Origin of the sequence: Tardiphaga sp. OK245 (assembly GCF_900108575.1) — a bacterium.
Taxonomy (GTDB): Bacteria; Pseudomonadota; Alphaproteobacteria; order Rhizobiales; family Xanthobacteraceae; genus Tardiphaga; species Tardiphaga robiniae.
Genome location: NZ_FNWZ01000001.1, coordinates 751,035 through 777,149, shown reverse-complemented (window position 1 = coordinate 777,149; position 26,115 = coordinate 751,035). Strand labels below are relative to the sequence as shown.

At 60.8% G+C, this 26,115-nt stretch carries 24 protein-coding genes; 15 read left to right on the top strand and 9 right to left on the bottom strand.

All coding sequences use genetic code 11. The features are described from left to right. Positions 1–42: 42 nt before the first annotated feature. The 4 genes from BLW80_RS03515 to BLW80_RS03500 all read left to right on the top strand — a co-directional run bounded on the left by BLW80_RS03515 (position 43) and on the right by BLW80_RS03500 (position 3,729). On the top strand, positions 43–1,377 hold the full coding sequence (locus BLW80_RS03515; RefSeq protein ID WP_093756828.1) for an acyclic terpene utilization AtuA family protein: 1,335 nt from the start codon (positions 43–45) through the stop codon (positions 1,375–1,377). 2 nt (positions 1,378–1,379) lie between these two features. After that, positions 1,380–1,709: an AtuA-related protein gene (locus tag BLW80_RS03510; protein ID WP_093756827.1), complete on the top strand. Its 330-nt coding sequence runs from the start codon at positions 1,380–1,382 to the stop codon at positions 1,707–1,709. Positions 1,710–1,771: 62 nt separating this feature from the next. Beyond that, positions 1,772–2,998: an ABC transporter substrate-binding protein gene (locus tag BLW80_RS03505; RefSeq protein ID WP_093756826.1), complete on the top strand. Its 1,227-nt coding sequence runs from the start codon at positions 1,772–1,774 to the stop codon at positions 2,996–2,998. 371 nt (positions 2,999–3,369) lie between these two features. Next, positions 3,370–3,729, top strand: a complete 360-nt coding sequence (locus tag BLW80_RS03500; protein ID WP_244527934.1) for a hypothetical protein — start codon at positions 3,370–3,372, stop codon at positions 3,727–3,729. A 21-nt stretch (positions 3,730–3,750) separates the two neighbouring features. On the opposite strand, the gene BLW80_RS03495 is transcribed toward BLW80_RS03500, so the two are convergent. The 3 genes from BLW80_RS03495 to BLW80_RS03485 form a co-directional block, all read right to left on the bottom strand. Continuing rightward, a complete protein-coding gene (locus BLW80_RS03495) occupies positions 3,751–4,230 on the bottom strand; it encodes a phage holin family protein (RefSeq protein ID WP_093756825.1) in 480 nt (159 codons plus the stop codon). Between the two features lie 92 nt (positions 4,231–4,322). Continuing rightward, positions 4,323–4,694, bottom strand: a complete 372-nt coding sequence (locus BLW80_RS03490; protein WP_093756824.1) for an ElaB/YgaM/YqjD family protein — start codon at positions 4,692–4,694, stop codon at positions 4,323–4,325. A 75-nt stretch (positions 4,695–4,769) separates the two neighbouring features. Continuing rightward, on the bottom strand, positions 4,770–5,879 hold the full coding sequence (locus BLW80_RS03485; RefSeq protein ID WP_093757328.1) for an AI-2E family transporter: 1,110 nt from the start codon (positions 5,877–5,879) through the stop codon (positions 4,770–4,772). A 235-nt stretch (positions 5,880–6,114) separates the two neighbouring features. Here BLW80_RS03485 and BLW80_RS03480 point away from each other — a divergent pair, with 235 nt between their 5' ends. Continuing rightward, positions 6,115–6,912, top strand: a complete 798-nt coding sequence (locus tag BLW80_RS03480) for a L,D-transpeptidase (RefSeq protein WP_093756823.1) — start codon at positions 6,115–6,117, stop codon at positions 6,910–6,912. Between the two features lie 39 nt (positions 6,913–6,951). Continuing rightward, positions 6,952–7,584 (top strand): DUF2865 domain-containing protein, encoded by a 633-nt coding sequence (locus BLW80_RS03475; protein ID WP_093756822.1) that lies wholly within the window; start codon positions 6,952–6,954, stop codon positions 7,582–7,584. 24 nt (positions 7,585–7,608) lie between these two features. On the opposite strand, the gene BLW80_RS03470 is transcribed toward BLW80_RS03475, so the two are convergent. Further along, on the bottom strand, positions 7,609–9,702 hold the full coding sequence (locus BLW80_RS03470) for a methyl-accepting chemotaxis protein (protein ID WP_093756821.1): 2,094 nt from the start codon (positions 9,700–9,702) through the stop codon (positions 7,609–7,611). A gap of 206 nt (positions 9,703–9,908) precedes the next feature. After that, positions 9,909–12,002, bottom strand: coding sequence for a methyl-accepting chemotaxis protein (locus BLW80_RS03465; RefSeq protein ID WP_093757327.1), 2,094 nt, complete (start codon positions 12,000–12,002; stop codon positions 9,909–9,911). A gap of 370 nt (positions 12,003–12,372) precedes the next feature. Between BLW80_RS03465 and BLW80_RS03460 the strand changes: the two genes are divergently transcribed. Next, a complete protein-coding gene (locus tag BLW80_RS03460; protein WP_086937086.1) occupies positions 12,373–12,528 on the top strand; it encodes a Thivi_2564 family membrane protein in 156 nt (51 codons plus the stop codon). Between the two features lie 68 nt (positions 12,529–12,596). Here BLW80_RS03460 and BLW80_RS03455 read toward each other — a convergent pair whose 3' ends face one another. From BLW80_RS03455 to cysP, 4 genes are all read right to left on the bottom strand, one after another. Next, a complete protein-coding gene (locus BLW80_RS03455; protein WP_093756820.1) occupies positions 12,597–14,756 on the bottom strand; it encodes a malate synthase G in 2,160 nt (719 codons plus the stop codon). 131 nt (positions 14,757–14,887) lie between these two features. Next, positions 14,888–15,775 carry a sulfate ABC transporter permease subunit CysW gene (cysW, locus tag BLW80_RS03450; protein ID WP_093756819.1) on the bottom strand — a complete coding sequence of 296 codons (888 nt, stop codon included), beginning with the start codon at positions 15,773–15,775 and terminating at the stop codon, positions 14,888–14,890. Next, positions 15,775–16,602 (bottom strand): sulfate ABC transporter permease subunit CysT, encoded by an 828-nt coding sequence (gene cysT, locus BLW80_RS03445; protein WP_089265424.1) that lies wholly within the window; start codon positions 16,600–16,602, stop codon positions 15,775–15,777. Before cysT (BLW80_RS03445) ends, cysW (BLW80_RS03450) begins: the two co-directional genes overlap by 1 nt. A 225-nt stretch (positions 16,603–16,827) precedes the next feature. Further along, a complete protein-coding gene (gene cysP, locus BLW80_RS03440) occupies positions 16,828–17,829 on the bottom strand; it encodes a thiosulfate ABC transporter substrate-binding protein CysP (RefSeq protein WP_068735095.1) in 1,002 nt (333 codons plus the stop codon). A 301-nt stretch (positions 17,830–18,130) separates the two neighbouring features. Here cysP and cysG point away from each other — a divergent pair, with 301 nt between their 5' ends. The 8 genes from cysG (at position 18,131) to BLW80_RS03400 (ending at position 26,076) form a co-directional block, all read left to right on the top strand. Further along, positions 18,131–19,567, top strand: a complete 1,437-nt coding sequence (cysG, locus tag BLW80_RS03435; RefSeq protein WP_093756818.1) for a siroheme synthase CysG — start codon at positions 18,131–18,133, stop codon at positions 19,565–19,567. Next, positions 19,564–19,878, top strand: a complete 315-nt coding sequence (locus BLW80_RS03430; RefSeq protein ID WP_068735099.1) for a DUF2849 domain-containing protein — start codon at positions 19,564–19,566, stop codon at positions 19,876–19,878. Before cysG ends, BLW80_RS03430 begins: the two co-directional genes overlap by 4 nt. A 12-nt stretch (positions 19,879–19,890) precedes the next feature. After that, positions 19,891–21,546 carry a nitrite/sulfite reductase gene (locus BLW80_RS03425; RefSeq protein ID WP_093756817.1) on the top strand — a complete coding sequence of 552 codons (1,656 nt, stop codon included), beginning with the start codon at positions 19,891–19,893 and terminating at the stop codon, positions 21,544–21,546. After that, the gene (locus BLW80_RS03420) at positions 21,533–22,045 is read left to right on the top strand and encodes a DUF934 domain-containing protein (RefSeq protein WP_093756816.1); all 513 of its coding nucleotides are present in this window, start codon (positions 21,533–21,535) and stop codon (positions 22,043–22,045) included. The genes BLW80_RS03425 and BLW80_RS03420 overlap by 14 nt, the downstream gene beginning before the upstream one ends. Before the next feature lie 208 nt (positions 22,046–22,253). Then, the gene (locus tag BLW80_RS03415) at positions 22,254–23,243 is read left to right on the top strand and encodes a sulfate ABC transporter substrate-binding protein (RefSeq protein WP_093757326.1); all 990 of its coding nucleotides are present in this window, start codon (positions 22,254–22,256) and stop codon (positions 23,241–23,243) included. A gap of 66 nt (positions 23,244–23,309) precedes the next feature. Next, a complete protein-coding gene (gene cysT / locus BLW80_RS03410; RefSeq protein WP_089265418.1) occupies positions 23,310–24,146 on the top strand; it encodes a sulfate ABC transporter permease subunit CysT in 837 nt (278 codons plus the stop codon). 6 nt (positions 24,147–24,152) lie between these two features. Beyond that, on the top strand, positions 24,153–25,046 hold the full coding sequence (cysW, locus tag BLW80_RS03405) for a sulfate ABC transporter permease subunit CysW (RefSeq protein WP_093756815.1): 894 nt from the start codon (positions 24,153–24,155) through the stop codon (positions 25,044–25,046). After that, positions 25,036–26,076, top strand: a complete 1,041-nt coding sequence (locus BLW80_RS03400; RefSeq protein ID WP_089265416.1) for a sulfate/molybdate ABC transporter ATP-binding protein — start codon at positions 25,036–25,038, stop codon at positions 26,074–26,076. Before cysW (BLW80_RS03405) ends, BLW80_RS03400 begins: the two co-directional genes overlap by 11 nt. Positions 26,077–26,115: the final 39 nt, after the last annotated feature.

The following is a 26,115-nucleotide window of genomic DNA, read 5'->3' as shown; positions in this document are numbered from 1 at the left end:
GCGATGTGACTGCAGGCAAGTCTGATCCAGGGAGAGCTGCTCGTGCGTACCATCAGGATCGGATCCGGTGCCGGCTATTCGGGGGACCGGATCGAACCGGCGATCGAACTCGCCGAAAGCGGCAACCTCGATTATCTCGTCTTCGAGTGCCTTGCCGAACGCACCATCGCGCTCGCCCAGCAGGACCGGCTGAAGGATCCCCACGGCGGCTTCGATCCGCTGCTTGCCGACCGCATGAAGGCGGTGCTGTCCATCTGCCGAAAGAACGGCGTCAAGATCGTCACCAATATGGGCGCGGCGAATCCTGTCTCGGCGGCGCAGGCAACGCGTGAGATCGCCAAAGTGTTAGGGCTGACCGGTCTCAAGGTTGCGGCCGTGACCGGCGATGATGTGCTGGATCAGGCGCGCATGTCCGACGTTGCGTTGGACGAGGGCGGCTCCGTCAAGGCGCTCGGCAACCGCGTGATCTCGGCCAATGCCTATACCGGCGCAGCCCCCATCGCCGAAGCGCTTGCCGGCGGCGCCGATGTCGTCATCACCGGCCGCGCGGCTGACCCGGCCTTGTTTCTCGGGCCGCTGGTTCATGAGTTCGGCTGGGCGATGGATGACTGGGACCTGCTTGGTAAGGGCACGATGGTCGGCCATCTCCTGGAATGTGCTGGCCAGATCACCGGCGGCTATTTCGCCGATCCCGGCGTCAAGGACGTGCAGGGTCTCGCGCGGCTTGGTTTCCCGATCGGCGAGGTGCGCGAAGACGGCGATCTCGTCGTCACCAAGGTTGCGGGTTCGGGCGGCCAGATCACGCGCGCGACGGTGGCGGAGCAGTTGCTCTACGAAATTCATGATCCGACCCGCTATTACCAGCCGGATGTGGTTGCCGATTTCTCGCAGGTGCGTGTCGAGGAGGTCGGACCGGATCGCATCCATGTCACAGGTGGAAGCGGAGCGCCGAAGACGGGCTTGCTGAAGACGTCTGTCGGCTATCTCGACAGCTATATCGGTGAGGGCGAGATCTCCTATGCTGGTGCCAATGCCGTGGCGCGGGGGCGTCTGGCGCTTGAGATTGTGCGCGAGCGCCTCACGCTCACCGGCGTGAAGATGACGGAGAGCCGGTTCGACCTGATCGGCGTCAATGCGCTGCATGGTGACGCCCTGGCCGAAGGCCGTGATCCCTATGAAGTCCGCATCCGCGTCGCCGGGCGTACCGACTCGCTCGCAGAGGCCGTGAAGATCGGCAACGAGGTCGAAACGCTCTACACCAATGGACCCGCCGGCGGCGGCGGGGCCTGGAAATCGGCGCGCGAAATCGTCGGCGTCGCTTCGGCTTTGCTGCCTGAAACTGTCGTGACGTCATCAGTCACATTCATGGAGGCCTGACCATGAAACTCCGTGAGATCGCGCATTCACGCAGCGGCGACAAGGGCGACACGTCCAACATTTCTGTCATCGCTTTCGATATGGGGGACTTCGCGTTTCTGGCCGAGCATGTGACCGCCGATTGCGTCGCGGACCATTTCGGCGACACCATCGCCGGCACCGTCACGCGCTATGAATTGCCGGCGCTCGGCGCGCTAAACTTCGTGCTGACGGGCGCGCTCGGTGGCGGTGTTGTGCGATCGCTCGCGTTGGATACGCACGGGAAATCATTCAGCTCTGCGCTGCTTGAATTCGAGCTGCCGGACAAAGGAGCGTCATCCGGCTCACCATGATCTTCGTCACAACAGGACGACGATACTTTCATACCAAAAAACCAAAAACGGGAGGACTATTGATGAAGCGACGTACATTCCTGGCTGGCCTCGGTGCAACTGGCGTCAGCGCTGCAGTTTTTTCTCCGGCGATCGTTCGTGCTGCTGCGGATACTCCACTGAAGTTCGGTGTGCTGTCCGACATGACAGGCCTGTTCGCTGACAATGGCGGGCAGGGCTCGGTGGCGGCAGCGCAGCTCGCGATCGACGAATGCGGTGGCAAGGTGCTCGGTAAGACGATCGAGCTGATCCAGGCCGACCATCTCAACAAGCCCGATGTCGGCGGCAATATTGCGCGCCAGTGGTATGATCAGGAAGGCGTTGACGTCATTCTCGACGTGCCGGTGTCGTCTGTTTGCATCGCCGTGCAGACCTTCGCCAAGGACCGCAACAAGATGTTCATCACGTCGGCCGGCGGTTCGGCGGATCTCAGCGGCAAGTTCTGCTCGCCGAACTTCATTCAGTGGACCTACAATACTTACGCGCTGGCCAATGTCGCCGGCAAGGCGATGCTTCAGCGCGGTGGCGACACATGGTTCTTCGTTGTTGCGGATTATGCCTTTGGTCAGGCGCTCGAGCGTGACGTAACGGAAGTTGCCGTCAAGGGCGGCGGCAAGGCGCTTGGCCGTGCGCCGCATCCAATCAACACGGCGGATTTCTCCTCGCAGCTTCTGACGGCCAAGTCGTCGGGCGCCAAGGTCATCGCCATCGCGAATGCCGGCAGCGACACGCAGAATGCCATCAAGCAGGCAGAAGAGTTCGGTTTGATGGGCGGCGATCAGAAGATGATTGCGCTCTTGATCGACGTGAATGACATCCGAAGCGTCGGATTGAAGAGCGCGCAAGGCCTGCTGGTGACGTCCGGCTTCTACTGGAATATGGACGACCGCACGCGTGCATTTTCCAAGCGTTACGCTGCCAAGATGGGCAAGCCGCCGAGCATGATGCAGGCCGGTGTCTATTCCTCGACGCTGAACTACATCAAGTCGGTGGAGGCCGCGAATACCAAGGATCCTGCCGCTGTGGTCAAGGATCTGCAGGGGCGTACGTTTGACGATGCCTTTCTGCGCAACGGCAAGCTGCGTCCGGACAATCTGATGGTCCACGACATGTATCTCGCCGAGGTCAAGAAGCCTTCCGAGGTCACCGATAGCTATGACGTGTTCAGAATCCTCGCCACGGTGAAGGGCGAAGACGCGTTCTCGCCGCTCTCGGCGAGTGCATGCCCAATGGTGATGAGCAAGAAGTAAGCCGAACACATAACTCTATGAACCGAGCGTCGCGGGCAGGGAAATACCTTTACCCGCGATTCTTTCGAAGGGTGAGAGAGCCTTACCTATTCCTCAAAAGAATGCGGGGTGCAGCTGGCATCACCACAGCTCCACCCCGCGTCGCCGGTCAATTGGGGCAGGGGACGACCGGCTTCCGGGAAGACGCGCGAGGGTGAAAAGCGTTCCCGCGGGCGTCAAATTATTTAACACACGGTTAAGTGATCGCCGTTCTTGAACCTAGAGCCTTGACGCACGTTCCTATCATGAGCGCCACGCAACGACGCGGCGCAGGCGAGGCTCACATGTCAAAGGTATCCAGCTTGGTCTTGGGAATGGTCGCTGGAGCGACCATGTTCGGCGCCATCCAGTATGCTTCCGGCAATGATCTGCGGGGCACGCTGACTGATTCAGACAAGGCTGCATCCAGCGGCGTCAACCGGGCTGCCAAGGGTGACCGGGCATCACTAATTACCACACAGAACGAGCAGAGCCAGACTCTCTCGTTCCGCGTTCAGGGGCTGTCGGATACGTCCGTCCTTCTGCGGATGGGCGTCGCGCCCGTGGTGGCTCCAACCAAGAATGAAGCCGTCAATATCCGACCTCTCCCCATGAATGCCAAACCGCAGCGTGCGGCGGTGGGCTGCGAACCGCCTGTGAGTGTGCTCAGCGAGATGGCAAAGATGCTGCAGCCGGGTCGCTGCGTGACCTGATCTTCACGCTGACAATTTAAATCAATCGTCGGCGACCTCATCGGGGTCGCAGGTTTCATTCGTATCATCATCTGCCGCAGCGCTGCTGCGATTGGCCATATAGCCGAGTGCGACGCCGGCCAGCGCTAGCAGCGGAATAACCTTCTTGAGGCCGAGCGTGCGCGCGATCTGGATGCCGGTCGCCACCAGCATCGGATCGATCAGCGGCGCATTCGCAGCACCTCTGGCCGCTGCGCGCGCCGCGGCTGCTGCGCGCTCGCGAGCCTGCTTCTGCTTGGTCGCATAGACCTGTGCGAAGATCGCCGCGATGACCAAAAAGATGCCGGCGATGGTGAGGCAGGCCTCAATGACGCCGTAGCGCTGCATCACCGCGATGAAAGCCGCAACACACAGGAAGCACAGCGCCACGAAACCAGCAAAGCCCGCCAGTGCCATGAGCGATGTCATGCGCAGGCTGTTGCCTGTGCTGTTCTTCAGATCGTCGATGATACTCTTCAGCATGGAAGCCCCCGAACCCGAACTCTAAAATACAAAGAAAACTGACGGCACCCTCGGGCACCGCCAGTCATCACATCTCAATTCTGCGCATGTGCTCAGCGGCGCCAGGCCATCCCGATCAGCACGCCTAAGCCGAGCGCCAGTCCGACGGCGGCCAGTGGCCGCTGTGTAATGTTGTCTTCCAGCGTTTCCTCCAGTGAATAGGCTGCGTCATGCGCAGCATCATAGGCCGCGCTGCCGCGCTCCCGCATGTCGGACATCATGTCTTCGGCGTCGGCACGGGCTTGCTTGACGCCGCGGCGGGCTTGTTTAGTAGCTTGGCCCGTAAAGGCATTAAGCGCGTCGGTGATCTGTTCGGTCAGGGCGGCAACATCGTTTTTCACGGCGGTGAGATCCTTCTGAAGGCGGCTATAGGTTGCTTTGTCGGTCAGTTTCTTGAGTTCATCCAGGCCATCGATATCCGCCATGCGAAGCTCCCCTGATACTGAAAATCCAATGCAGAAACGCCCGGTTAGACCGTAGGTTCCATCAGTAGAGCTGGATTAATCCGGCGGCAACTGCGGCGAATTGATCGGCATCAAATGCTCTTTCAGGATCAGCCCGACGATCAGGATCGGCGCCGCCAGGAAGCCGCCCATCGGGCCCCAAAGCCAGGTCCAGAACGCCAGCCCGATGAACACCGCCAGCGCGTTGAGTTGCAATTTGCGTCCAATGATCGTGGGCGTGATGAAGTGGCCTTCCATGAAGGTGAGGCCGACGAACAGCAGCGGCGCGATCATGCCCGCTGCGATCGTTTCCGACGAAATGATGCCCACCGCGACCAGGATGACGAACATGGCTACGGGGCCGATGATCGGGAAGAAGTTGAGCGTGGCTGCCAGCGCGCCGAGGCCGGCCGGGTTGGGCATGCCGGTGGCCGCGCAGATCACGCCGGTGGCAATGCCGACTCCGAAATTGATCATAGTGACCATCAACAGATATTCGCCAAGGCTGGTCTCTATCGCATTGAGAATGCGCAGGGTCCGCAGCCGCCATTCGTGATCGGCGAAGTTCATCACCAGCGCGCGGCGCAGGTCTTTCCAGCTTGCGATGAACAGCACCAGCGTGGCGAAGAACAGCAGGAATTCGGTGAAGGTTGGCGACAGGAATTCGACGGTTGGCTGCACCCAGTCGATCTTGGGCAATTCGAACTTTGTTGTCGCAAGCGTTTCGGCGCTGCTGAACATGCTCTGTATCTGGTGCCAGAGCGCCAGCGGTCGGTCGAAGACATGCAGCTTGTTCTTGAGCAGCGAACCTAGTTCGGGGAGCCGCGTCGTCCATTCCATCAGCGGGGATGAAATAAGCCCCACGATGAAGGCGAGCCCGGCGCAGACCAAGATAACGATCAGGACTGCCGAGACTGATCGCGGAATGCGACGCTTTTCGAGAAAGCTTGCTGCAGGCGACAACATGGTGCCAATGATGAAGGCTGTCACGATTGGCAGGAAGAATGCCTTGGCGACATAGAGCACCGTAATCACGGTGATCACCAGCAGCGATACCAGCGTGAAAGCAACCACCTCGGCACGGCGGAACACCGGCGGCTGCTCGATCTTGCTCTCGGGCACCGGCGTGCCGGCGGGCTTTTCGGGGAGAGCGCGTACTTCACTCATGAGCTGTCCCGACATGCCGCCACTTGTTCGCGCAAACCGCGTTCGCGCGTCAGATCGCCGACATGCGATCGGGCTCTACAACACGACCATACCGCAAAAGTTCCGTCGCGATTTCGTGATGGTTCCTTGGTTGACAAATCATTCGGTGAACGCCCGCAGGGAGGGAACTGTGAGGCTCCGGCGCGGTTGGTTGCGGTCATCACGACGATGACGCGTCGCCAAACGGGGCAGTCACATGTCACAGGCATCATCTGAAAACCGCAAGCTTTCGCTGCGTCTCACAAACGCGCTCGTTGTTGCAGCCGCTCTGATCGTAGCTCCGCCGTTCATCTCCAGTGCATCGGCGCAGGTGCAGGTAATGAACTATGGACCAGCTGCGTTAAGCGCGTTTCCACCGGACGAGGATGTGATGGCTGCGCCGCGGGTGCGGGAGAACATGGATGCCGCTCTCCCCGAGCGCCTGCGCCGCGCTGAAGTCAACTATATGACCCGCGAAGCGCCGGGCACAGTGATCATCGATACTGGCAATACCCAGCTTTATTATGTGCTCGGCAACAACCGCGCGATCCGCTACGGCGTCGGTGTTGGCCGCGAAGGATTCACCTGGTCCGGAACGCAAACTGTCACGCGCAAGGCGGAATGGCCGGATTGGCATCCGCCGCAGGAAATGATCGCGCGCCAGCCCTATCTGCCGCGCTTCATGGCTGGGGGCCCCGGCAATCCGCTCGGTGCCCGCGCGATGTATCTCGGCTCCAGCGCCTATCGCATCCATGGCACCAATGATCCGTCAACCATCGGCAAGTTCGTGTCGTCGGGTTGTATCCGCCTGACCAATGAAGATGTGCAGGACCTTTTCAGTCGCGTCAGCGTTGGGACCAGGGTTGTGGTGCTGCCGAAGTCGGTTGCCCCACACTATGAGGCGCGCACGGCTCCGGCGCCGCGCAGCGTCACATCGATCTCGGTTCGCCCTGCCGGCGTGCAGCAGGCTCCGGGCCGTCAGGCGATGAACCTTTCCGCGTCGTCGCTCTACTGAGAGTCGATCGTTCTGCTTTGATGCCGCGTTGGAGGCCCCATGACCCGATTTCTAGGACAACGGATGGCTCTTGGCGCGGTCGCGGCGATTGTCATGCTCAGTGCCGCCCCAGCGCAGGCACAGGATTTCTTCTCGGCATTGTTCGGCGGGATAGCGCGTGGTCGTGGCCCGGATATCTCGCTGCCGTTCGTCAATGAAGGTCCGCCGGTGCAGGAGCAGCGCCCTCGCGCAGCAAGCGGCGGGCGTCAGGCTTTTTGCGTGCGCACGTGCGATGGGCGTTACTTCCCGATATCAGCCACCGACAGTCAGAGCCGCGCAGCGTCGTGCAATAATTTCTGTCCGGCGAGCGATACCAAGGTTGTTTATGGCAGCAGTATCGACACGGCGGCGACCGAGAGCGGCAAGCCCTATTCCGAGCTGCCGAATGCATTCAAGTACCGCACCGAACTGGTGGCCGGTTGCACCTGTAACGGTAAGGACCAGATCGGTCTGGCGCCGGTGAAACTCGAGAACGATCCAACACTGCGCAAGGGTGATATCGTCGCCGGTGCCGATGGGCTGATGGTCACTGGTCGCGGCGCTGACAAGCGCGGCGCGTCGCTGCAGATGTCGCCAGTCTCGCCATCGGTGCAGGCGAAGTATGAGCGCATGCCGGTGGTGGCGCGGGAATAATCCGCGCCACGTGATCGATTGCGCTTAAGCCGCGCGGATCTTCCCGAGGAAGTCCGTTACCTGAGTACCGAGCTGGCGTGTCTGCGTCGCCAGGGTCTCTGATGCTACCTTCACATCCTGAGCGGCTGCACCGGCTGCGTCGGCGTCGGCACTGACTCCGCTGATATTGTCCGACACGTTGCGGGTGCCGTCGGCCGCCTGCTGGGTGCTGCGGGTGATTTCCTGCGTTGCCGCGCCCTGTTCTTCGACTGCAGCCGCAATCGCGGTGGCGACTTCATTCACTTCGCCGATAATGCCGCCGATCGACTTGATGGCTTCGATGGCCTCATTGGCGACCTTCTGGATATCCGCGATCTGTTCGGAAATATCCTCGGTCGCCTTGGCGGTCTGGCTGGCCAGCGACTTCACTTCCGATGCGACGACGGCGAAGCCGCGGCCGGCTTCGCCGGCGCGCGCCGCTTCGATGGTGGCATTGAGCGCCAGCAGGTTGGTCTGAGAGGCGATGTCGTTTATGAGGCCGACCACTTCGCCAATCCGGTTCGCAGTCTGGGCGAGGCCCTGAACGGTATTGTCGGTCTGCTGTGCCTGGCTGACGGCGCGGCTGGCGATGCCGGCTGCATGCGATGCCTGGCGGCTGATGTCGTTGATCGAGGCACTCAGCTCCTCGGCCGCGGCGGCAACGTTTTGCACATTCACTGAGGCTTCGCCGGAGGCGCGCGCAGCATCTTGCACGCGGGCATTGGTCTGGCTGGACACAGCGGCCATGCCATCGGATGTCGTGCTCATCTGATCGGAGGCGCTGCCCAGCGTGGCGAGCGTGTCGCGCATCTGGATTTCGAACATGCCGATATATTGCTCGATGGCCTGCTGGCGCTGGCTCGCATTGGCATTGCGATGGCGTTCCTGTGCCTCGATCTCGGCCTTTTCCATCGCTTGCTTCTTGAAGGTCTCCAGCGCACCGGCCAGCCCGCCGATTTCATCCTGGCGATCGGCATAGCCGGCATCGACGGCGAGATCACCGCCCGCCACTTTCAGCATCGCGTCGCGGATGGTGAGCAGCGGCGTGGTGACACGGCGCGTGATGGTGACCATGGCGCCAACGACCAGCATGATGGCGGCCCCCAGTAGCACCAGTTGCAGGATCAGTGAGCGTTGCGCAGCAGACCACTGCACGAGGCTGTGGTTCTTGGCTTCATCAAGCGCGCGTTCGGCAACGACCACGGCTGTGCTCATCTTGTCCACGGTCAGCGGTGTCCAGGCCGTCGCCGGCATTTCGGGTTTCTCGCCGGTTGCGACGGCCTGAATCAGACGGTCGCGCAGTGCCAGATATTGCGGATCGAAATAGGATGTTTTCGCTGCAGCGAGGGCCGAGACGAGAGCCTGCGGCAGTTCAGTTCCCGACGATGCGATTTCCAAGGCATTCCATCCGGTCTCGATGCCGCCCGTCAGCTTCACATAGCTCCGCTGCAGCTCCGGCGAGATCTTGTTGACCGCGAGCGCGTTCGACACGATGACCGAGGCGTCGCCCGATGTGTTGCGCATCAGCCAGGCCATCTGCTTGATCGACAGTAACTGATCGATCACCGGATCGTTGTGGGTTACGGCGGCCGTGAGGGCGGAGGAGACTTTTTCGAGCATGGCCAGAACGGAATCGACATTGTCCTGGAATTCCTTGGCAAGGCCAGCGCGGCGCGAGGCCTTTGGCTTGCTCATCTGGTCCCAGGATTCGGTCTGCAACGCGATCAATGCCTGCATCAGCCGGTTAAATTCGGGCACCAGCGTCGCCTTGCCGGGGAAGTCGGCGGTGACCAGCAATTCTCCTGCTGTTTTCATTGCCGGCATTTCGGCGCCGCGGATACGGCGCAGATAGGCCTCAGTATCGGGCTGAATCACGATATCGGCGTTCAACGTGCGGAACGTCGTGGACCGGTCAGTGCGCAGATTGTGCATTGCCTTGAACACATGGCCGGATGCCTCGGCGATCGTCGACATGCGCCCCGCGACGTTGAGGCGCCCATATGATTCCCACGCGCTGAGAACCAGGAATATGACGACACAGACCGCCATGATGGCGATCACGGACTTGAGCAATGCGGAAACGGTCAATCGATGAAGCACAATGAATCCCCCAAAAAATATTTCGGTATTTAAGGCTGCAATTGGTAAATATTCACGCTCATGCCCGTCTTGATAAATACGTTTCTTGTAAATCTACTTTAGATGGAAAATTGTCGTGTCCGGCGACGCTTCAACGAAAAAAGCCCCGACGATGCCGGGGCTTTTGATACTTGTCAGGGCTCGATGACGTGACTGATGAGGCCTGCCTAGGCAGCCCGGATCTTGCCGAGGAAGTCCGTCACCTGAGTGCCGAGCTGGCGCGTCTGCGTGGCCAGCGTTTCCGAGGCTACCTTCACATCCTGCGCGGCAGCGCCAGCGGCGTCCGCATCGGCGCTCACACCAGCGATGTTGTCCGACACATTGCGGGTGCCATCGGCGGCCTGCTGCGTACTTCGGGTGATCTCTTGTGTCGCGGCTCCCTGTTCTTCGACGGCTGCGGCGATGGCGGTTGCTACTTCATTGACTTCGCCGATGATGCCGCCGATCGACTTGATTGCCTCGATGGCCTCATTGGCGACCTTCTGGATATCTGCGATCTGCTCGGAAATATCGTCGGTTGCCTTGGCGGTCTGGCTGGCCAGTGACTTCACTTCCGACGCGACGACCGCAAAGCCGCGTCCGGCCTCGCCAGCGCGCGCGGCTTCGATAGTGGCGTTGAGGGCCAGCAGGTTGGTCTGCGAGGCGATATCGTTGATCAACCCGACCACCTCGCCGATCCGGTTGGCGGTCTTGGCGAGGCCTTGGACGGTACCGTCGGTTTCCTGCGCCTGATTGACGGCGCGACTGGCGATTCCCGCGGCGTGCGCGGCCTGCCGGCTGATATCGTTGATCGACGAGCTCAGCTGTTCGGCGGCCGAGGCGACATTCTGCACGTTCAGGGAGGCTTCGCCCGAAGCTTTTGCTGCGACCTGCACGCGGGCATTGGTCTGGCTGGACACGACCGCCATGCCATCCGATGTGGTGTTCATCTGATCGGACGCGTTGCCGAGCGCGTTGAGCGCATCGCGCATCTGGACCTCGAAGGTCCCGATGTGCTGTTCGATGGCCTGCTGCCGCTGGGTCGCGTCGGCGTTGCGATTGCGCTCCTGCTGTTCGATCTGTGCTTTCTCCTTGGCTTGTTGCTTGAAGGTCTCCAGAGCGCCGGCGAGCGCACCGATTTCGTCCTTCCGTTCGGAATAGCCGGCATCGACGACGAGATCGCCTGCGGCGACTTTCAGCATCGCATCGCGAATGGTGTGCAGCGGGGTGATGACGCGGCGGGTGACGGCAACCATGCTGCCGAATGCTATGCCGAGCGCGGCTGCGAGCAGCGCCAGTTGCAGGATCAACGCGTGCTGCGCGGCAGTCCACTGCGTCAAGGTGTGGCTTTTGGCTTCATTCAGCGCTCGTTCGGCGACTGTAACCGCACTGGCCATGCGATCAACGGTGATTGGAGTCCATTCGCTCGCGGTGATTTCGGGCTTTTCGCCGCTCACCAGCGCATTCATGACACGGTCACGAAGAGCCATATATTGCGGGTCGAAATAAGCCACCTTTGCAGCAGCCATGGTTGCAGCCAGGTTGGGCGGCAGCTGCATTCCAGACGCAGACAATTCCAGCGCATTCCAGGCGGCATCGATGCCGCCAACAAACTTGGTGTAGGCGAGCTTATTCTCAGGTGTAGCGCGCCCGACAGCAAGGCCGTTCGCGACGAGGAGGGATCCTTCGCCGGCGGTGTTGCGCAACAGCCAGGCCGCCTGTTTGATCGACAGTAATTGATCGATCATGGGATCGTTGTGGTTCACCGCGGCGGCGAGCTGGGCCGACACCTTTTCCAGTGTTTCAAGCAGCGCTTGCGTGGTCTCCATATACTCCTTGCCGAGGGCTGCACGGCGCGACGCCTTCGGCTTGCTCATCGCGCCCCAGGATTCGGTTTGCAGAGCGGTCAACTTGTCGACCAGCTGGACCAGCGTCGGGTGCAGCGTCTTTTGATCGGCGAATTCGATGGTGGCAATGAGGTCAGCCGCTGCTCGCATCGCCGGCATCTCGGAATCGCGAATGGAGCGGAGATATTTTTCTCCGTCCGGCTGAATGACTGTCTCGTTGTTCAGGTTCCGGTTCGTCGATGCACGGTCGGTGCGCAGATTGTGCATCGCCTTGAAGGCATTCGCGGAGGCGTCCGCAATTACCGAGATGCGGCTGGCTGAACGTAGCCGCCCGTAGGAGTCCCAGGCTGTCGTTGCCAGAACGGCGACCACACAGAGCGCCATGACCACGATGACAGATTGAAGCAATGCGGAAACGGTCAATCGATTGAACATCATGAATCCCCCAAATATTTGATTTAGTAAGGCTTCAAATGGTAAATATTTCCGATTGCACACGTATCGTGAAGTAGGCTTGAATACGGCTACTTTAGGTGGTTGGTGCGTAAGCGTTCTTGCGGCACGGCGAAGGACGATGCCCGGCGATTGATCGGTTCTGCTTCTCCGCGCGGGTTCGGCACTCCGCTGGCGGCGCGGATTCTACGTGACCGTCGGTGACCTGAGAGCCAACTTGCGTGCCTAGTTTGGCGAGGTTCTTTTGTTCCGGTCCGGGAACCCAATGCTCTCGCCCACGTTGGATCACTGTTGAGCAGCTGCGATGGCCGGGGCTGCTATTCATTTCCATTGAGTCTGGGGGGATACGCACATGCTCGTCGGCGTCTTGATCACTTTTCTCGTCGTCATTCTCATTCTGTACTTGATCAATCTGTTGCCGATCGACGGCCGCGCGAAGCAGATTTGCCGCGTCGTCGTGATCATTCTCGGTGTGATCTCGCTGCTGAAATACATCGCGGTTTTCTAGCGAGATGGACTAACAAAAAAGCCCCGGCGGTTTGCCGGGGCTTTTGCTATTGATAGTGCCGCTTGCGATCAAGCCAGCGCCTTCGCCTCGCGGCGGCGCGCCGTGAGGATGTATTCAGTATAGCCGTTCGGCTGTGTGCGTCCCTCGAAGATCAGGTCGCAGGCGGCCTTGAAGGCGACGCCGTCGAAGGAGGGCGCCATGTTCTGATAAAGCGCGTCATCCTTGTTCTGTCCGTCCACCACCACGGCCATGCGCTTCAGCGATTCCATCACCTGATCCCTGGTAATGACGCCCTGGTGCAGCCAGTTGGCGAGATGCTGCGCGGAGATGCGCAGCGTTGCGCGGTCTTCCATCAGGCCGACGCCGTGAATGTCCGGCACCTTGGAGCAGCCGACGCCCTGGTCGATCCAGCGCACAACATAGCCGAGAATGCCCTGGCAATTGTTGTCGATCTCCTGTTTCACATCATCCGGCGCCCAGTTCGACTGCGACACCGGAATGGTGAGGATGTCGGTGAGCTTGCCGCGAGGGCCGCTCTTGGCGAGATCCTTCTGGCGCGTCGCGACATCGATCTGATGATAGTGCAACGCGTGCAGCGTCGCGGCGGTGGGCGAGGGCACCCATGCGGTGGTGGCGCCGGCCTGCGGATGGCCGAGCTTCTGCGTGAGCATGTCCGCCATCTTGTCGGGTGCGGCCCACATGCCCTTGCCGATCTGGGCATGGCCTGGCAGGCCATCGATCAGTCCGACATCCACGTTCCACTCTTCATAAGCCTTGATCCACGGCGTCGCCTTCATGTCGTTCTTGCGGATCATCGGACCCGCTTCCATCGACGTGTGGATCTCGTCGCCGGTGCGGTCGAGGAAGCCGGTGTTGATAAACATGATGCGCTTGGATGCATTCTGGATACAGGCCTTGAGGTTCACCGTGGTGCGGCGTTCCTCATCCATGATGCCGACCTTCATGGTGTTCTCGGGCAGCGACAGCAGCTTCTCGACGTGCGCAAAGATTTCGCAGGTCAGCGCCACTTCATCGGGGCCGTGCATCTTCGGCTTCACGATATAGACCGAGCCGGTGCGGCTGTTGCGGATCGGACCCTTGCTCTTGAGATCGTGGATCGCGATCAGGCCGGCAACGGCTGCGTCGAGCAGGCCTTCCGGGATTTCCTCGCCGGCGCTGTCGAGCACCGCATCCGTGAACATGTGATGGCCGACATTGCGCATCAGCATCAGGCTGCGGCCATGCAGGGTCAGGTTCTTGCCGTCGATCGTCTTGTAGACACGGTCTTCATTGAGTGCGCGCTTCAGCGTCTTGCCGCCCTTTTCGAAATCGGCCGAGAGCGTGCCGTTCATCAGGCCCAGCGTGTTGCGATAGACCAGCACCTTGTCGTCGGCGTCCACGGTGGCGACGCTGTCTTCCATGTCGAGAATGGTCGAGACGGCCGACTCCATGATCATATCGGCAACACCAGCGGAGTCGTCCTTGCCAATGGTGTTGGTTCGATCGATCTTCACTTCGATATGCAGGCCGTTATTGACCAGCAGGATCGAGGTCGGGGTGGCGAGCTCGCCGAGATAGCCAGCGAGCTGGGACTCGTTCTTCAGCGCGGTGAGGTTGCCGCTCTTGAGCTTGGCCGAGAGCTGGCCCGCAATGATGCTGTAGGCCGTGACATCGGTGTGGCTGCCGGTAGCGAGCGGCGCGGCCTGATCGAGGAAGGCTTTTGCCTTGGCGATGACTTTGTCGCCGCGTGCCTTATTGTAGCCTTTGCCACCTTCAGACGGATCGTGCGGGATCGCATCGGTGCCGTAGAAGGCATCGTAGAGACTGCCCCAGCGCGCATTTGCGGCATTCAGCGCGTAGCGCGCATTGGTCAGCGGCACCACGAGCTGCGGGCCGCAGATCTGGCCGATCTCGATATCGACATTGGCAGTCTCGACCTGCTTGGTCGCAGGTTCCGGGAGGAGGTAGCCGATTTCCTTGAGGAACGCCGTATAGGCGTTCATGTCGAAGGCGCCCTTGTTGGCCATATGCCAGGCATCGATCTTGGTCTGCAGCGTATCGCGCACCTTGAGCAGTTCGCGGTTCTTCGGGCCGAGGTCCTTGATGAGAGCGGCGACGCCGGCCCAGAACGCATCCGGCTGGATGCCGGTCCCGGGGGCGGCTTCCTTGGCGATGAAGTCGAACAGGACGGGGGCGATCTGCAGTCCGTGGGCGTCGATGCGTTTCATGGTGTCTTTCTCGCGAGAAGCGGCAATTCTGCTCTAATTTCAGGGAGTATAAGCATAAACGGCGCCAAACCGCGGCGCCCATGGGACCTTTTAACGCCAAACGCTACCCGGTGAGAAGTCCCCTAAAGGGATCAGTGGCCGGGCGGCCGGGCCGGGGCCTGCGCGTGATCTGGCGAGATCCGCTCCAGCGCCACCTTGATCACGATGGTGAGCAGTGCCACGGCCGTCAGCACCGTCGCCGCGGCGAAGGCGCCGGCGACATTGTAGTCCTGATACAGAAGTTCGATCTGCAACGGCAACGTCGTGGTCTGGCCGCGGATGTTGCCGGAGACGACGGAGACGGCGCCAAATTCGCCCATCACGCGCGCGTTGCACAGGATCGCGCCATAGAGCACCGCCCAGCGCACATTCGGCAGCGTGACCCGCATGAAGGTCGCAAAGCCGGAAGCGCCGAGTGTGACGGCGGCCTCTTCCTCATCCGTGCCCTGCACCTGCATGAGCGGGATCAACTCACGCGCCACGAAGGGCGCGGTCACGAACATGCTGGCGAGCACGATCGCCGGCAGTGCGAACATCACCTTGATGCCCATGGCCTCGATCAGCGGGCCGAACAGGCCCTGCGAGCCATAGACGAAGATATAGGCGACGCCGGCGACGATCGGCGAGATAGAATAGGGCAGTTCGATCAGCGAAATGAGGAGCGTACGGCCTGGGAAGACGAACTTGGTCACCGTCCACGCCGCGGCGAGGCCGAACACGATGTTGATCGGCACAGCGATCAGCGCGGTGGTGACTGTCAACAGAATGGCATGCTGCGTGCCGGGCTCGGTGAGGCTGTTGAAAAACGTGCCGATGCCTTGCGACAGCGCTGAACTGAAGATCAAAGCCAGCGGTGCGATCAGGAACAGCAATGTGAGGATCGCGACGATGCCAAGTACCACGCGGCGCGTCACCGGGCCGGCACCGACGGGCGTCACCATCCATTCGGTATGGGCGCGTTCACTCGTCGGATGCGACATCACACATCTCCCCGGCCGAGATAACGCAGGTTCCAGGCCTGCACCGCGTTGGTGACAATCAGCATGGCGAAAGCCATCGCCAGCATTACCACGGCAATCGCGGCGGCAGCTTGGTAGTTGTATTCCTCAAGCCGAATATAGGTTAGCAGGGCAACGATCTCGGTCTTCATCGGCTGGTTGCCGGCGATGAAAATCACCGCGCCGAATTCGCCGAGGCTGCGTGCGAAGGACAGCGAGCAGCCGGCGAGGAACGCCGGAAAGATCGCCGGGAAGATTACGCGCCAGAGAATCTGCAGATCATTGGCGCCGAGCGAGCGGCCGGCTTCCTCGACATCGGAGCCGAGATCCTCGATCACCGGCTGCACTGTGCGCACCACGAAGGGAATGCTGGTAAAGGCCATCGCGATGGCGATGCCGAGCGGTGCGTAGGCGACCTGGATGCCAAGTGCATCGAGCGGTGCGCCGAACCAGCCTTTCTTGGAAAACAGCGCCGTCAGCGCGAGGCCGGCCACGGCGGTCGGCAGCGCGAAGGGCACGTCGACCAGCGCGTCGAGAATGCGCTTGCCGGGAAATTGATAGCGCGCCAGCACCCAGGCGAGCAGCAGGCCGTAGATGGCGTTGAATGCGGTGGCCGCCAGCGCCATCGTCACGGTGACGCGGATGGCCGACAGTGTGCGCGGTGACGACAGGATGTCCCACAATTGCGCAAGCCCGACGTCCGAGGCTTTCAGGATCAGCGCGCAGAGCGGCAACAGCACGATCGCTCCGAGATAAAAGAGCGTAATGCCGAGCGAGAGCCCGAAACCTGGAATGACGCTACGTCGCAAGGGAAGGTCCGTGTGTGAAGCCGTTGGGGCTTCTCTTAGACGATTTGCGCGGAAAGGGAATGCGGCGAGGTCGTCTAATGCAGGCGCCCGTCCTCTCCCATGTCATGGCCGGGCAAAGCGCGAAGCGCCGCTTCGCTAGATGTTCCCGGCCATCCACGTCTTTAGTCCATTTGCAGCCAAGACGTGGATGCCCGGGTCAAGCCCGGGCATGATGGAGTTTGTGGTTCACTTCCCGCCGAACAGCGTGTCCAGCTTCGCGCCGGGATTGAGGTGTTCGGCATTCAGCTTGTCCCAGCCGCCGAATTCGTCCTCGACGCGGTACAGCTTCACTTCCGGGAATTTGTCCTTGTATTTTGCCATCACGGTCTTGTCGGTGACGCGGTTATAGCCCTTGGCTTCGATGTCCTGGCCTTCCGGCGAATACAGGAATTCAAGATAGGCGGTCGCGAGGGCCTTCGTGCCGTGCTTGTCGGCATATTTGTCGACGACGGTCACCGGGAATTCGGCGAGCACGCTGGTCGGTGGCACCACCACTTCATACTTGTCCTTGCCCGCAAGGTCGCGGATCGACGAGGTCTCGGCCTCGAAGGTGATCAGCACATCGCCGGTGCCGCGCTCGACGAAGGTCGTGGTGGCAGCACGGCCGCCGGTGTCAAACACCGGGACATTGGCGAACAGCTTCTTGATGAAGTCGTCAGCCTTGTCGGCACCATACTTGTTCTTCGCGAAGGCATAGGCGGCTAGATAGGTGTAGCGCGCATTGCCTGAGGTCTTCGGATTCGGGAAAATCACCTGCACGCCCGGCTTCACCAGATCGTCCCAGTCCTTGATGCCCTTTGGATTTCCGGCGCGCACCAGGAAGGCCGGCAGCGAGTAATAAGGCGAGGAATTATTCGGCAGCCGCTTGGCCCAATCGGCCGGAATGAGCTTGCCGCGATCATACAGTACCTGCACGTCGGTGACCTGGTTGAAGGTCACCACATCGGCCTCGAGGCCTTCGAGGATCGAGCGCGCCTGGCGCGACGAGCCGTTATGCGACTGGTTGATGGTGACGTCCTGGCCGGTTTTGGCCTTCCACTGCTTGGCGAAAGCAACGTTGATCTCGGCATAGAGCTCGCGCGAGATGTCGTAGGAGACATTGAGCAGCGTGTTCGGCGTCTGCGCCTGGGCGGGTGCAGTCGCGAGAATGCCGAGTCCGGCGGCGAGAGCGATAATGAAACGGTTCACGTGTAGTCCCCTGTGAGTGAGAGTGATCGGATGGCCGGGAGCGGCGGCTGCGGCGTTTTGCCCGGCAAACGGTCCGGAATTTGCTGCGCAACGGGGGCGGGCACGGGTGCGATTTCGCGCAACTCCTGCGTCGGCCGACCGTTATTGAGAAGAAGCATCTACGACGCTTGGTGTTTGAGGACAAAAATTCTATAGTTAGAACGCCTCGAAGAAGATAAAATCTTCTCTTTGCGCCTCGTTATCGAGAGATATATAGAATATAATTCCAGTCAACCCCCGAATTCGGGGCAGCGGAGTATGTATGCGGTTTCTGCCTGTCTTCCTCGATTTGCAGACCGGGCCGATCATTCTTGTCGGCCAGGGCGAACTCGTGCGCGCCAAGCTGAGGCTGCTGCTGGCGGCCGGTGCGCGGATTCGCTGGTACGCAACGGACGGCAATCGTGACACGTCCGGGCTCGATGCCGATGGCGTGGCGCGCATTGAGCATGTCGAGGGCGATCCGGTGACCGCCGATCTTTCGGGGTGCATCGCGGTGCTCTGCGCTGGCGCCGGTGAACTCGGCCACGCGGTGGCTGCGCGCGCCAAAGCGAGCGGTGTGCCCGTCAATGTGATGGATGAGCTTGCGCACTCCACTTTCATCTTTCCGGCCATCGTCGACCGCGGCGATGTGGTCGTCGCCGTCGGAACCGGCGGTGCGTCGCCGGTGGTGGCGCGGCGTGTGCGCGAAAAGATCGAGGCGATGCTGCCTGCGCGGATCGGCGATCTGGCCGGCTTCATCGGGCGCTGGCGCAAACCGATCAACGACAAGATCGCCGAGGCTCCGTTGCGTCGCAGGTTCTGGGAGCGCATCGTCGACGGTCCGATCGGCGCGCTGGTGCTGGCGGGGCGAGGTACCGAGGCCGAGAAGGCGCTGACGGGAATCGCCGATCTCTCGATCTATGCGGGTGCAGCGCAGGCCGGCGTTGTCGAAGGTCACGTCACGCTGGTGGGAGCTGGGCCGGGCGATCCGGATCTCCTGACCATCAAGGCGTTGCGCGCGCTGCAGGACGCCGACGTTGTATTTTACGACGAACTGGTGTCCCCCGAAGTGCTCGACCGCATCCGCCGGGATGCATCGCGCATTCCCGTGGGTCGTCGGGTCGGCAAGCCTGGCATCGGTCAGGATGCGATCCACAAATTGCTGATCGAGGCCGCGAAAGCTGGGCAACGCGCCGTGCGCTTGAAGGGCGGCGATCCCTTTATCTTCGGGCGCGGTGGCGAGGAGATCGAAGCGCTGCGCGAAGCGGGTGTTGCTTACTCCGTTATTCCCGGCATCACCGCAGGTCTTGGCGCTGCGGCTATGTTCGAGGCGCCGCTGACCTATCGCCGCGAAGCGCTGCGCATCACCTTCCTGACGGCGCACAAGGAAAAGGACGCCGACAAGGTCGACTGGTCGACGCTCACCGACGAGAAGATGACCGTCGTTGTTTATATGGGTATGACCGCTGCCCCCACGATCCGCGCTGGATTGCTCGCTGCCGGGCGCTCGCCACAAACGCCGGTTGGCGTGTTTGCGCGCGTGACGCGTCCGGACGCGCAAGCGGCGGTGGGTGTGCTCGACGATCTCCCGGCGCTGGTCGACCAGATCGATGGCGGTCCGGCGGTTCTCATCATTGGCGATGTCGTGGCGCATTCCGCGCCGTGGCGGGCCGCTCAGATCAACAAGCTCGTTTCAGATTTATTGGTGGCTGCCGAATGACCTCTCCGCTGCAACAGAAAATCAAGATCACCGGCCCGTCGGTGGTGACTGCCAACCGTACCTGGGACGGCGTGGTGATTTATCGCGATGCCCATAAAGGGTGGACCACCGACCTCGCGCAGGCTGCCATTGTGCGCACTGCCGATGATGCGCGTGCGCTGCTTGCTGAATCCACAGCCGATGACGTTGGCGCCATCGGTCCCTATATCGCGCCGGTCGCCGTGAACGACAACGGCACCGTCGAGCCGGGCAACCTCCGTGAACAGATTCGCCGCAAGGGCGTCACCATTGACCTTCCGGCTTCGGCTTAAGGCACCTGAATTATGTATGCTTATGATGAAATCGATCGCACGCTGATCAACGAGCGTGTCTCGGAATTCCGCGATCAGGTGAAGCGCCGCCTCGCAGGTGAACTCACCGAAGACGAGTTCAAGATGCTGCGGTTGATGAACGGCGTTTATCTTCAGCTTCACGCCTATATGTTCCGCGTCGCCATTCCCTATGGCACGCTGTCATCGCCGCAACTGCGCAAGATGGCGCATGTGGCGCGACGCTATGACCGCGGCTATGGCCACTTCACCACACGGCAGAACATCCAGTTCAATTGGATCAAGCTCGCCGATCTGCCGGATGCGCTGGAAGATCTCGCTTCGGTCGGCATCCATGCGATGCAGACATCGGGCAATTGCACGCGCAATGTCACCACCGATCAATGGGCAGGTGTCGCGCCGGGCGAGGTCGAGGATCCACGCATCTGGGCGGAATTGCTGCGGCAGTATTCGACCATGCATCCGGAATTCTCGTTCCTGCCACGCAAGTTCAAGATTGCGATCACTGCGTCGGCCCATGATCGCGCGGCGATCAAGGTGCATGACATCGGTCTGCGAATTCACAAGAACGAGGCCGGCGAAACTGGCTTCGAAGTGCTGGTCGGCGGTGGCCTCGGTCGCACGCCATTCATCGGCAAGGTGATCAAGCCGTTCGTGCACGGCCGCGACATTCTGAGCTACGTCGAGTCCATCCTGCGCGTCTACAACCAGTATGGCCGCCGCGACAATATCTACAAGGCGCGCATCAAGATTCTGGTTCATGAGCTGGGCATCGAGAAATTCGCCGCCGAAGTTGAGGATGAGTGGCTGGCGACGCGCGAGAGTGCGCTGACGCTGGACAACGAGGTTGTCGAGGATATCCGCTCGCGCTTCAGCTATCCGCACTATCAAAAGCTCTCCGACACGCCGGACGAGTTGGCGGCCGCGTCGGCCGATCCGCGTTTTGCGCGCTGGCTCAAGAACTCGGTCGCGCCGCATCAGCGGACCGGCTACGCCATCGTGACATTGTCGTTGAAGCCGGTGGGCGGCCCGCCCGGCGATGCCACGGCCGACCAGATGGATGCGGTTGCCGATCTTGCCGACAAATACTCGTTCGGCGAAATCCGCGTGGGCCATGAGCAAAATCTAGCGCTGCCGAGCGTGGCCAGGCGTGATCTGCCCGCACTGTGGCGGCAGCTCGACAAGCTCGGCCTCGCCACGCCGAACGTCAATCTGGTCACCGACATCATCGCATGCCCTGGCCTGGACTACTGCTCGCTGGCTAATACGCGTTCGATCCCGATCGCGCAGGAACTAACGCGGCGTTTCGCCAATAACGATCTCGCGGAGCTGATCGGTCGGCTGCATATCAACATCTCCGGCTGCATCAATGCCTGCGGCCATCACCATGTCGGCCATATCGGTATTCTCGGCGTCGAGAAGAACGGCGAGGAATTCTTCCAGATCACAATCGGTGGCCGTGCCGACGAGCATGCCGTGGTCGGCACCCTGATCGGACCGGCGGTGCCTTTTGCCGAGGTAGCCGACGTCATCGAGGATATCGTCGAAGCCTATTTGGCACTGCGTGCCCGGCCGGACGAATTGTTTGTCCAGACTGTCGAACGCCTCGGCGTCGAGCCGTTCAAGGAGCGCGTTTATGCCACTCGTTAAGCAAGGCAAGATCGTTGCCGACGGCTATATTCACGTGGCAGACGATGCGGAGATTCCGGTCGACGGAGCGGCGTTGGTTCCGGCTGCGCGTTTTCTCGCCGATCCGGAGGCGCTGCTGAAGCGCAGCAGCCCGACCGGTGTGATCTGGCCGAATAACCGCGATCCGGAAGAGCTGGTGCCTTATCTCGACAGGCTCGCGGTGGTCGCGCTGGTCTTCCCGTCGTTCCGCGACGGCCGAGCCTACAGCCAGGCGCGCCTGCTGCGTGAACGCTACAAATACAGGGGCGAATTACGGGCAACCGGCCAGGTGTTACGCGATCAGTTCGTCATCATGCTGCGCGCCGGTTTTGATTCATTCGAAGTGAAGAAGGATGCCGATGCGGAAGCGTTCGCGGCTACGGTGAAACGCTACACGGTGTTCTATCAGCCGACCGGCGATGGTCGCATCACGGCGCTGCATCAGCGCATGCAGTTGCGTCATGCGGAGAACGCGCGCTAATTCGCCGCATGTCGACAGCTTTCGCAGCGTTGGTTGATGACAAATGACCAGCGCGCGATACGGTCTCCATACGAAGGCATATTCATAGCACATTGCTGCCGTCATGCCGCCAACATTGGAATCTGGTTTCGTTGACTTAGCGGTGCTTCTTCAAGATTTTGCCCCCCACCTCATGACGATCGTGTTGTGAGGTTGGATGGAGATCAAAATGGTCCGTCGTATTCTTCCCGTCATTGCGGGTCTCTTAATTGCAACATCGGCGCACGCGGCAGACATTTCGCTGCTCAACGTGTCGTATGACCCGACGCGCGAGCTGTATGTCGATTTCAACAAATCGTTCGCTGCTGCGTATCAGAAGGAAACCGGCAAGAGCGTCGAGATCAAGCAGTCGCATGGCGGCTCGGGGGCGCAGGCGCGCTCTGTGATCGATGGTCTGCAAGCCGATGTGGTCACCCTCGCGCTCGCCTACGACATCGACGCAATCGCCAATAAGGGCCTGCTGGCGAAGGACTGGCAGAAGCGCCTGGCGCAAAATTCATCGCCCTATACGTCGACCATCGTGTTCCTCGTGCGCAAGGGTAACCCCAAGGCCATCAAGGACTGGGACGATCTGATCAAGAGCGGCGTCAGCGTCATCACGCCGAATCCGAAGACCTCTGGCGGTGCGCGCTGGAACTATCTCGGTGCCTGGGGCTATGCTCTGAAGAAATATGGATCGCAGGACAAGGCAAAGGAATTCGTCGGTAACATCTTCAAGAACGTTCCGGTTCTCGATACCGGCGCGCGTGGCTCGACCATCACTTTCGTCCAGCGCGGTGTCGGCGATGTCTTGCTGGCCTGGGAAAACGAGGCGTATCTGGCAATCCAGGAATTCGGCAAGGACAAGTTCGAGATCGTCGCGCCGTCGCTTTCAATTCTTGCGGAGCCGCCGGTCGCCGTCGTTGATACCGTCACTGATAAAAAGGGTACTAAAGCCGCTGCCGAGGCCTATCTGAAATACTGGTACACCAAGGAAGGTCAGGAGATCGCCGCGCGCAATTTCTATCGTCCGCGTGATGCCGATACTGCCAAAAAGTACGAGGCTTCCTTCGCCAAGGTTGATCTGTTTACGATCGACGACGTGTTCGGAGGTTGGACCAAGGCGCAGAGCGAGCACTTTACCGACGGCGGCGTGTTCGACAAGATCTACAAGAACTGATCGTTCGCAGCGAAACATCCAGACCGGTATGCCGGTCTGGGGCTTTTACCAAAGCAAGGGGACATTGTGAGCGCGGCACCTAAACGAAGTTCGTTGCCGGGGTTCGGCCTGAGCATGGGCCTGACCCTGACATGGCTGTCGCTTTTGATTTTGATCCCGCTGGCGGGGTTGTTCGTCAAGACAGCCGATCTCAGTCTCTCGCAGTTCATCGATACCGTCACCAGCAACCGCACCCTACACGCGCTCAGGATTTCGTTCGGATTGGCCTTCGCTGCTGCGCTGGTCAATCTGGTCGCTGGCCTGATTATCGTCTGGGCCCTGGTGCGTTACCGGTTTCCCGGTCGCCGGCTGTTTGATGCCATTGTCGATATCCCGTTCGCCCTGCCCACTGCAGTGGCAGGCATCGCGCTGACGACGTTGTTTGCGCAGAACGGATGGCTCGGCGCGCCGCTGGCGTCGCTCGGCATCAAGGTGGCGTTTACGCCGCTCGGAATTTTCCTGGCGATGGTCTTCATTGGCATTCCGTTCGTGGTGCGGACGGTGCAGCCGGTGCTGATCGACCTCGATGTCGAGATCGAAGAGGCCGCGGCCTGTCTCGGTGCCTCCCGCTGGCAAACCATCACCCGCGTCATCATTCCCAGCCTCACGCCGGCCATTCTCACCGGCTTCGCGCTGGCGTTCGCCCGCGCCGTTGGCGAATATGGCTCCGTGATCTTCATCGCCGGCAACCTTCCAAATGTGTCGGAGATTGCGCCGCTCTTGATCGTCATCCGGCTGTCGGAATTCCGCTACGCCGATGCGACAGCGATCGCGGTGGTCATGCTGGTCTTCTCATTCCTGATCATCTTCGTGCTCAATCGGCTGCAGCGCTGGGCGCAGACACGCGCGCTGGCCGTGAGTTGACCTGACATGACCATTACAATTATCAATTCGCCAGTCACCGTGGAGCGCGCCCAGTCCGTGGCACGACAGGACCTGCATACCGAGCCATGGCTCGTGCGCGGCATCATTATCGGTGTCGCAGTGATGTTCCTGACAGTGTTCGTGGTCCTGCCGCTGATTTTGGTGTTCTCGGAGGCATTGTCCAAGGGCGTTGGGTTCTATCTGTCGGCCTTGGCAGATTCCGAGGCGCTCTCGGCCATCTGGCTGACGCTGATCACTGCAGTGATCTCGGTCAGCCTCAATCTGGTATTCGGCGTTGCCGCCGCTTGGGCGGTGGCCAAATTCGAATTCAGGGGCAAGACCTTGCTGGTCACCCTGATCGATCTGCCGTTCTCGGTCAGCCCCGTTATCTCCGGTCTGGTATTCGTGCTGCTGTTTGGTGCGCAGGGTTTCTTTGGGCCATGGCTGATGGCGCATGGCATCAACATTCTGTTTGCCGTGCCGGCGATCGTGTTGGCGACCACCTTCGTCACCTTCCCGTTCGTCGCCCGGGAATTGATTCCGCTGATGCAGGAACAGGGGTCGCAGGAGGAAGAGGCTGCGATATCGCTCGGGGCGAGTGGCTGGCGTACCTTCGTTGTGGTGACGCTCCCCAACATCAAATGGGGCCTGCTCTACGGCGTACTGTTGTGCAATGCGCGGGCGATGGGTGAGTTTGGCGCGGTTTCGGTGGTGTCGGGCCACATTCGCGGCGAGACCAACACCATGCCGCTGCTGGTGGAAATCCTGTATAATGAATATCAACTGGTGGCGTCGTTCGCGATCGCGTCATTGCTGGCTCTGCTGGCGCTCTTGACGCTGATCGCAAAGACCATCCTCGAAGGCCAGATTGAAGAAGGACAGCTGCCCCGTGACGATTGAAGTTCGGAATATCGTAAAGCAGTACGGTGCCTTCAAGGCGCTGGATAATGTCGACCTCAGGGTTGCTGATGGTGAGTTGCTCGCGCTGCTCGGACCGTCCGGTTCCGGCAAGACGTCATTGCTGCGAATTATCGCAGGGCTCGATTGGCCGGATTCCGGTGAAGTCTCGTTCGATGGCGAAAACGCATTGGCGCGCGGCGCCGGCGAGCGCCACGTCGGTTTCGTGTTTCAGCACTATGCGTTGTTCCGTCATATGAGCGTGTTCGAGAATGTGGCCTTCGGCCTGCGCGTGCAGCCGCGCGCCGTGCGCAAGAGCGAAGCGCAGATCCGCGCGCGGGTGAAGGAGTTGCTCGATCTCGTGCAGCTCGACTGGCTCGCCAATCGCTATCCCAGCCAGCTCTCGGGCGGCCAGCGGCAGCGCATTGCGCTGGCGCGTGCGCTCGCCATCGAGCCGCGCATTCTGCTGCTCGATGAGCCGTTCGGCGCGCTCGATGCCAAGGTCCGCAAGGAACTACGCCAATGGCTGCGCACGTTGCACGAGGAAATCCATGTTACCTCGATCTTCGTCACGCATGATCAGGAGGAGGCGCTCGAAGTCGCCAACCGCGTCGTGGTGATGGACAAGGGCAAGATCGAACAGATCGGCACGCCTGGCGACGTTTACGATAACCCGGCGACGGCTTTCGTGCACTCATTCATAGGTGAATCGATCGTGCTCCCGGTCGATGTAAGCGACGGCCAGGTGAAGCTCGGCCATCGCCCGCTCAACATCGATGCGGGCAGTGCAAGCGGGCCGTCGAAATTGTTTGTTCGTCGTCACGACATGCAGATCGGTCCGCTCGGCGAGGGAGCCCTCGAAGGCACCGTGCGCCGCGTCCGCACCTTCGGCCCGATCCAGCGCGCCGACATCGCGTTGTCCGGCGATGATACGCTGGTGGAGATCGATGCCCCGCGCGACCGTCCGCTCACCACGGGCGATGCGATCAGCCTGCAGCCGCGGCGCTACCGGATCTTTGCCGGGCAGGAGTGACTGGCGCTTTCTAAAAATCCCCTGCGTTCACCTTTCAGC

Bases quoted from the DNA above. Each gene is read 5' to 3' on its own strand.
- BLW80_RS03505 (WP_093756826.1), top strand. From the start codon at position 1,772: ATGAAGCGACGTACATTCCTGGCTGGCCTCGGTGCAACTGGCGTCAGC.
- cysG (WP_093756818.1), top strand. From the start codon at position 18,131: ATGCGGTTTCTGCCTGTCTTCCTCGATTTGCAGACCGGGCCGATCATT.
- BLW80_RS03510 (WP_093756827.1), top strand. From the start codon at position 1,380: ATGAAACTCCGTGAGATCGCGCATTCACGCAGCGGCGACAAGGGCGAC.
- BLW80_RS03485 (WP_093757328.1), bottom strand. From the start codon at position 5,879: ATGAGTGAAGTACGCGCTCTCCCCGAAAAGCCCGCCGGCACGCCGGTG.
- cysW (WP_093756815.1), top strand. From the start codon at position 24,153: ATGACCATTACAATTATCAATTCGCCAGTCACCGTGGAGCGCGCCCAG.
- BLW80_RS03415 (WP_093757326.1), top strand. From the start codon at position 22,254: ATGGTCCGTCGTATTCTTCCCGTCATTGCGGGTCTCTTAATTGCAACA.
- BLW80_RS03460 (WP_086937086.1), top strand. From the start codon at position 12,373: ATGCTCGTCGGCGTCTTGATCACTTTTCTCGTCGTCATTCTCATTCTG.
- BLW80_RS03455 (WP_093756820.1), bottom strand. From the start codon at position 14,756: ATGAAACGCATCGACGCCCACGGACTGCAGATCGCCCCCGTCCTGTTC.
- BLW80_RS03420 (WP_093756816.1), top strand. From the start codon at position 21,533: ATGCCACTCGTTAAGCAAGGCAAGATCGTTGCCGACGGCTATATTCAC.
- BLW80_RS03500 (WP_244527934.1), top strand. From the start codon at position 3,370: ATGTTCGGCGCCATCCAGTATGCTTCCGGCAATGATCTGCGGGGCACG.
- BLW80_RS03490 (WP_093756824.1), bottom strand. From the start codon at position 4,694: ATGGCGGATATCGATGGCCTGGATGAACTCAAGAAACTGACCGACAAA.
- BLW80_RS03425 (WP_093756817.1), top strand. From the start codon at position 19,891: ATGTATGCTTATGATGAAATCGATCGCACGCTGATCAACGAGCGTGTC.
- BLW80_RS03475 (WP_093756822.1), top strand. From the start codon at position 6,952: ATGACCCGATTTCTAGGACAACGGATGGCTCTTGGCGCGGTCGCGGCG.
- cysW (WP_093756819.1), bottom strand. From the start codon at position 15,775: ATGTCGCATCCGACGAGTGAACGCGCCCATACCGAATGGATGGTGACG.
- BLW80_RS03430 (WP_068735099.1), top strand. From the start codon at position 19,564: ATGACCTCTCCGCTGCAACAGAAAATCAAGATCACCGGCCCGTCGGTG.
- BLW80_RS03495 (WP_093756825.1), bottom strand. From the start codon at position 4,230: ATGCTGAAGAGTATCATCGACGATCTGAAGAACAGCACAGGCAACAGC.
- BLW80_RS03465 (WP_093757327.1), bottom strand. From the start codon at position 12,002: ATGTTCAATCGATTGACCGTTTCCGCATTGCTTCAATCTGTCATCGTG.
- BLW80_RS03480 (WP_093756823.1), top strand. From the start codon at position 6,115: ATGTCACAGGCATCATCTGAAAACCGCAAGCTTTCGCTGCGTCTCACA.